The 6,073-nt window shown below is 66.6% G+C and carries 6 protein-coding genes; 1 reads left to right on the top strand and 5 read right to left on the bottom strand.

Annotated elements, in window-relative coordinates:
* Positions 1 to 1,480 (bottom strand): ATP-dependent zinc metalloprotease FtsH (ftsH, locus tag VNT59_RS10415; RefSeq protein WP_325498335.1); only part of this gene is annotated, 1,480 nt, incomplete at its 3' end.
* 112 nt (positions 1,481 to 1,592) lie between these two features.
* Positions 1,593 to 2,264 (bottom strand): RlmE family RNA methyltransferase, encoded by a 672-nt coding sequence (locus VNT59_RS10410; RefSeq protein WP_325498334.1) that lies wholly within the window; start codon positions 2,262 to 2,264, stop codon positions 1,593 to 1,595.
* 62 nt (positions 2,265 to 2,326) lie between these two features.
* Between VNT59_RS10410 and VNT59_RS10405 the strand changes: the two genes are divergently transcribed.
* Positions 2,327 to 2,800 (top strand): YhbY family RNA-binding protein, encoded by a 474-nt coding sequence (locus VNT59_RS10405; RefSeq protein WP_325498333.1) that lies wholly within the window; start codon positions 2,327 to 2,329, stop codon positions 2,798 to 2,800.
* 41 nt (positions 2,801 to 2,841) lie between these two features.
* Here VNT59_RS10405 and VNT59_RS10400 read toward each other — a convergent pair whose 3' ends face one another.
* From VNT59_RS10400 to carB, 3 genes are all read right to left on the bottom strand, one after another.
* Complete coding sequence (locus tag VNT59_RS10400; RefSeq protein WP_325498332.1) at positions 2,842 to 3,294, bottom strand: DUF4149 domain-containing protein; 453 nt, start codon at positions 3,292 to 3,294, stop codon at positions 2,842 to 2,844.
* Positions 3,295 to 3,312: 18 nt separating this feature from the next.
* Positions 3,313 to 3,789, bottom strand: coding sequence for a transcription elongation factor GreA (greA, locus tag VNT59_RS10395; RefSeq protein WP_325498331.1), 477 nt, complete (start codon positions 3,787 to 3,789; stop codon positions 3,313 to 3,315).
* A gap of 112 nt (positions 3,790 to 3,901) precedes the next feature.
* Positions 3,902 to 6,073 (bottom strand): carbamoyl-phosphate synthase large subunit (gene carB, locus VNT59_RS10390; RefSeq protein WP_325498330.1); only part of this gene is annotated, 2,172 nt, incomplete at its 5' end.

Below are 6,073 nucleotides of genomic sequence, written 5' to 3'. Positions count from 1 at the left end.
TGGTCATCTGGTTCATGAACACCTCTTCCGCGATCCGGCCGCCGAACAGCATGCTGATCTGGTTGAGCATGTACTCGCGGTCGTAGCTGTAGCGGTCCTTTTCCGGCAGGCTCATGGTGACGCCCAGCGCCCGCCCGCGCGGGATGATGGTCACCTTGTGCACCGGATCGCACTTGGGCAGCAGCTTGCCGATCAGGGCGTGGCCCGATTCGTGGTACGCCGTGTTGCGGCGTTCCTCCTCGGGCATCACCATCGACTTGCGCTCCGGGCCCATGATGATCTTGTCCTTGGCCTTCTCGAAGTCCTGCATCTCGACCACGCGCGCATTCCGGCGGGCGGCCATGAGCGCTGCTTCGTTGCACAGGTTGGCCAGGTCCGCGCCCGACATGCCGGGGGTGCCGCGGGCGATGATCGCCGGCGCCACGTCCTGGCCGATGGGGATCTTGCGCATGTGGACGTTCAGGATCTGCTCGCGGCCGCGGATGTCCGGCAGCGTCACGTAGACCTGGCGGTCGAAGCGGCCCGGGCGCAGCAAGGCGGCGTCCAGGATGTCGGGACGGTTCGTCGCGGCCACGACGATCACGCCGAGGTTGGTCTCGAAGCCGTCCATCTCCACCAGCATCTGGTTGAGGGTCTGCTCGCGCTCGTCGTTGCCGCCGCCCAGGCCGGCGCCGCGCTGGCGCCCCACGGCGTCGATCTCATCGATGAAGATGATGCAAGGGGCGTTCTTCTTGGCGTTCTCGAACATGTCGCGCACGCGCGCCGCGCCCACGCCGACGAACATCTCGACGAAGTCGGAGCCCGAGATGCTGAAGAAGGGCACCTTGGCTTCGCCGGCGATGCCCTTGGCCAGCAGCGTCTTGCCGGTACCGGGCGGGCCGACCAGCAGCAGGCCGCGCGGAATGCGGCCGCCGAGCTTCTGGAACTTCTGCGGGTCCTTCAGGAAGTCGACGACTTCCTTGACCTCTTCCTTGGCCTCGTCGCAACCGGCGACGTCGGCGAAGGTGATCTGGTTGTTGTTCTCGTCGAGCATGCGGGCCTTGCTCTTGCCGAAGCTGAAGGCGCCGCCCTTGCCGCCTCCCTGCATCTGCCGCATGAAGTAGATCCAGACCCCGATCAGCAGCAGCATCGGCCCCCAGCTGACCAGCAGGGTCATCAGGAGCGAGCCCTCTTCGCGCGGCTTGACGTCGAACTTGACGCCGTTGTTGATGAGGTCGCCGACCAGGCCGCGGTCCAGATAGGTCGCGGTGCTGCGGATCTTCCGGTCATCGGTCGTGATGGCGATGATCTCGGTGCCGCCCTGGCCCTCCTGGATCACGGCGTTCTTGATGCGCTTGCTCCGCACTTCCTCGAGGAAGTCGGAATAGCCCATCACGCTGGCACCGGCCGCGCCGCGCGTGTCGAACTGCTTGAAGACGGTAAACAGGACGAGCGCGATCACCAGCCATACCGCGATCTTGGAAAACCACTGATTGTTCAACTGTTTCTCCGGGGAAAAGTCCAGCCCTAGTTGCCGTCCATTCTAGGCGTTTCAAGACATGGAATGATGTAATTTGGCTACCGCACCCATAGGCCGGTATCCCGAAAGCGTGTCAGCGGCGGGGAGGCGCGTTTCTCAGGCCGATGCCGACGAGGAAGGTTTCGGAGGATCGATCGCGTGATGCCTTGGGTTTGAGAGGCTTCACGGTCCGGAAAGTTTCCTTGAACAGCTTGACCAGCTCACTGTAGCCGCTGCCGTGAAACACCTTCGCGACCAGGGCTCCTTCGGGCTTGAGGTGGTGGGTCGCGAAGTCGACCGCCAGTTCCACCAGATGCGCGATGCGGGCGGCGTCCGCCGACGCGATCCCAGAAAGGTTGGGCGCCATGTCGGAGACGACCACGTCGGCCTGCTGGCCGGCCATGGCGGCCTCCAACTGCGCCAGCACCTGCGGCTCGCGGAAGTCGCCGTGGATGAACAGCACGCCCTCGATCGGCTCCATCGGCAGGATGTCCAGCGCGATCAGGCGGCCGGCGAGCGCGCCGGGCGCCGCGCCGGCGGGCGCCAGCTTGCGCCGCACGTACTGGCTCCACGCGCCCGGCGTGGAACCGAGGTCCACCACGGTCGCGCCCGGCCTGATCAGCCCCAGGCTCTCGTCGATCTCCTTGAGCTTGTAGGCCGCGCGGGCGCGGTAGCCCTCCTTCTGCGCGAGCCGCACGTAGGGATCGTTGACATGGTCGTTCAACCACGCCTTGTTGACCTTTTTGCTTTTGGTGTTGATTTTCATGAGCGTGGATGTGCAGCCGGCGGCACGCCGCGCCGTCCGGCTTGCCGGAGATAATACGGGCCATGCCCGCCCTTCAATTGACAATTGCCGAACGCAAGGAACACCGCGCCGAGGCCCACCACCTCGACCCCGTCGTCATGATCGGGAACGAGGGCCTCACGCCGGCCGTCAAGAAGGAGATCGACGCCGCGCTCAAGGCCCATGGCCTGATCAAGGTCCGCGTCCACGGCGACGACCGCACCGCGCGCGAGGCCATGTTCCAGACCCTGGCCGACGAGCTCGACGCCGCGCCCATCCAGCACATCGGCAAGCTGCTCGTGCTGTGGCGGCCGAAGCCGCCCAGGGAGCGCGCCGAAGACGAGGACCGGATGCCCGGCCCGCGCGATTTCAAGGTGCTCAAGTACAGCAAGCGCGGCGGCCAGCGGCCGGAGATCAAGACCTTGCGGGTGCTGGGCAACCAGCGCCTCACGCCGGGTGGCCAGGTCAAGCGCGCCAAGCCCAAGCAGAAGTCGGTGAAGAAAGGCCGGTTGGGCTAGCAGTCTGCGGCCGTCCCCGGGCCGCAGCCGAAGCCCGGCGGTCAGCCTGGCGGCTCGGGCGACGTCACCTTCCACAGCACGACGCCGGCGCACAGCCACTGCAGCAGGTACATCGCGCTGCCCACGCCATGCCACAGGCGCAGGTTCTCGCGCGCCAGGATCCGGGGGGCGACGGCCAGTTCCACCAACAGTGCCAGCAGCAGGCCCGCGATCACGAACAGCAGCGCGCCGCCGCGCCACTGGAGGCTGGAGCGTTGCGCCGCCCTCGACGCCAACAGCAGCACCAGCGCCGACCCGACCGCCACCCAGGCCTCGGCGGCGAACAGCTTGCCGGCCACGTTGCCGGCCAGTGCCGCACTCGGCAGGTTCGCGAACAGCAGCGGCACCACCAGGAAGCCGACCGTGCCGAGGCTTCCCCACCAGAGCGCCGCGGCCAGCACTGCCGCCCGCGCCTTCCAGTCGCGGCGCGGATCCGATGCGGCGGGAGCGTTCACGGCGGGCCGCCCGCGGTTTCAGACGTAGTGGACCGCGACGATCTCGTAGCGCTTGAGGCCGCCCGGCGCCTGCACCTCGGCCGTGTCGCCCGGCTCCTTGCCGATCAGGGCGCGCGCGATCGGACTGGAGATGTTGATCAGGCCCTGCTTGAGGTCGGCCTCGTCCTCGCCGACGATCTGGTAGCGCACCGCGTCGCCGCTGTCCTCTTCCTCCAGTTCGACGGTCGCGCCGAACACGACCTTGCCGCCGGCGTTGAGCTGCGCCGGATCGATGATCTGCGCCGCGGCGAGCTTGCCCTCGACTTCCTTGATCCGGCCTTCGATGAAGCCCTGACGGTCCTTGGCCGCGTCGTATTCGGCGTTCTCCGACAGGTCGCCGTGCGAGCGCGCCTCCGAGATCGCATTGATCACGGCCGGCCGCTCGACGGTCTTGAGCTTGTGCAGTTCGGCCTTGAGCTTCTCGGCACCGCGCTTGGTAAGTGGAATGGTCGCCATGGTGGTCTCGCAGGAAAAACAACGGCCGGCGGCTGGCGCCGGCAAAAGCAAACCGCCGGCCGTTGCCGACCGGCGGTGTATGGATGGGCGGATTATGCCAAGAAGCGGCGGCTCAGGCCGCCAGTTGCGCGTGCAGCTCCTGGAGCGAATACACGTCCAGGTTGTCCAGGTATTTCATGCCTTCGACGGCGGCTTCCGCCCCGGCGATGGTCGTGAAGGTGGTCACCCTGGCCAGCAACGACGAGGTGCGGATGGCACGCGAGTCGGAAATGGCGTTGCGCCGCTCCTCCACGGTGTTGATCACCATCACGACCTCGTTGTTCTTGATCATGTCGACCACGTGTGGCCGGCCCTCGGTCACCTTGTTGACCGACTCGCAGGCGATGCCGGCAGCGTTGATCGCCGCCGCCGTGCCCTTGGTGGCGGCGATCAGGAACCCCATCGCGGCAAGCTGGCGCGCCACTTCCACCGCCCGCGGCTTGTCACCGTTCTTCACCGTGAGGAACACCTTGCGCACCGGGTCGGTCGGCCGCGGCAGCTTGGTGCCGGCGCCGATCTGACTCTTGATGAACGCCTCGCCGAAGCTCTTGCCCACGCCCATCACCTCGCCGGTGGACTTCATCTCGGGGCCGAGGATGGTGTCGACGCCGGGGAACTTCACGAAGGGGAAGACCGCCTCCTTGACGCTGAAATACGGCGGCGTCACCTCCTGCGTGATGCCCTGCGATTCCAGCGACTGGCCGACCATGCAGCGCGCGGCCACCTTGGCCAGCTGGATGCCGGTGGCCTTGCTGACGAACGGCACCGTGCGCGAGGCCCGCGGGTTCACTTCCAGCACGTAGATGACGTCCTTGCCTTCCTTCTCCTGGATGGCGAACTGCACGTTCATCAGGCCGACGACATTCAGCGCCTTGGCCATCGCGGCGGTCTGGCGCTTCAGCTCGTCGACGGTCGCCTTCGACAGCGAATACGGCGGCAGCGAGCAGGCCGAGTCGCCCGAGTGCACGCCGGCCTGCTCGATGTGCTCCATCACGCCGCCGATAAAGGTGCGCTGTCCGTCCGACAGGCAGTCGACGTCGCACTCGATGGCGTCGTTCAGGAACCGGTCCAGCAGCACCGGCGAGTCGTGCGAGACCTTCACCGCCTCGCGCATGTAGCGCTCCAGGTCGCGCTGCTCGTGCACGATCTCCATGGCCCGGCCGCCCAGCACGTAGCTGGGACGCACGACCAGCGGATAGCCCAGGGCCGCGGCCTTTTCCAGTGCCTCGGGTTCGGTGCGGGCCGTCGCGTTCGGCGGCTGCAGCAGCTTCAGTTCGTGCAGCAGCTTCTGGAAGCGCTCGCGGTCCTCCGCCGCATCGATCATGTCGGGGCTGGTGCCGATGATCGGCACGCCCTCGGCTTCCAGGCCCAGGGCGAGCTTCAGCGGCGTCTGGCCGCCGTACTGCACGATCACCCCGACCGGCTTTTCCTTGTCGACGATCTCCAGCACGTCCTCCAGCGTCAGGGGCTCGAAGTAGAGGCGGTCGCTGGTGTCGTAGTCGGTCGACACCGTTTCCGGGTTGCAGTTGACCATGATGGTCTCGTACCCGTCCTCGCGCAGCGCCAGCGCCGCGTGCACGCAGCAGTAGTCGAACTCGATGCCCTGGCCGATCCGGTTCGGGCCGCCGCCCAGCACGATGATCTTCTTGCGGTCGCTGGGTTCGGCCTCGCATTCGTCCTCGTAGGTCGAATACATGTAGGCCGTATTCGTCGCGAATTCGGCGGCGCAGGTGTCCACCCGCTTGTAGACCGGCCGGACGCCGAGTTCGCGGCGCTTCTCGCGGATCACCTTGTCGGTGGTCTTCAGCTGGCGCGCCAGGCGCCGGTCGGAGAAGCCCTTCCTCTTGAGCATCAGGAGGGTGTCCCGGTCGACCTGGTCCAGGCTCATCTTCTCGAGCGCGAGTTCGATCTTGACGATCTCCTCGATCTGCACCAGGAACCAGCGGTCGATCTTGGTGAGGTGAAACACTTCGTCCACCGTCATGCCCTGGGCGAACGCGTCGCCGACATACCAGATGCGCTCGGGGCCGGGCTCGCCCAGTTCCTCTTCCAGCACCTCGCGGTCCTGCGTCTTCTCGTTCATGCCGTCGACGCCGACCTCCAGGCCGCGCAGCGCCTTCTGGAACGACTCCCGGAACGTGCGGCCCATGGCCATCACCTCGCCCACGGACTTCATCTGCGTGGTCAGGCGGTCGTCGGCGTCCTTGAACTTCTCGAAGGCGAAGCGCGGGATCTTGGTGACGAC

Source organism: Ramlibacter sp. (assembly GCF_035554825.1).
GTDB lineage: Bacteria > Pseudomonadota > Gammaproteobacteria > Burkholderiales > Burkholderiaceae_C > Ramlibacter.
The sequence above is the reverse complement of the archived record's forward strand: the minus strand, read 5'-3'. Positions and strand labels throughout refer to the sequence as shown.

Bases quoted from the DNA above. Each gene is read 5' to 3' on its own strand.
- VNT59_RS10410 (WP_325498334.1), bottom strand. From the start codon at position 2,264: ATGAAAATCAACACCAAAAGCAAAAAGGTCAACAAGGCGTGGTTGAAC.
- VNT59_RS10405 (WP_325498333.1), top strand. From the start codon at position 2,327: ATGCCCGCCCTTCAATTGACAATTGCCGAACGCAAGGAACACCGCGCC.
- greA (WP_325498331.1), bottom strand. From the start codon at position 3,789: ATGGCGACCATTCCACTTACCAAGCGCGGTGCCGAGAAGCTCAAGGCC.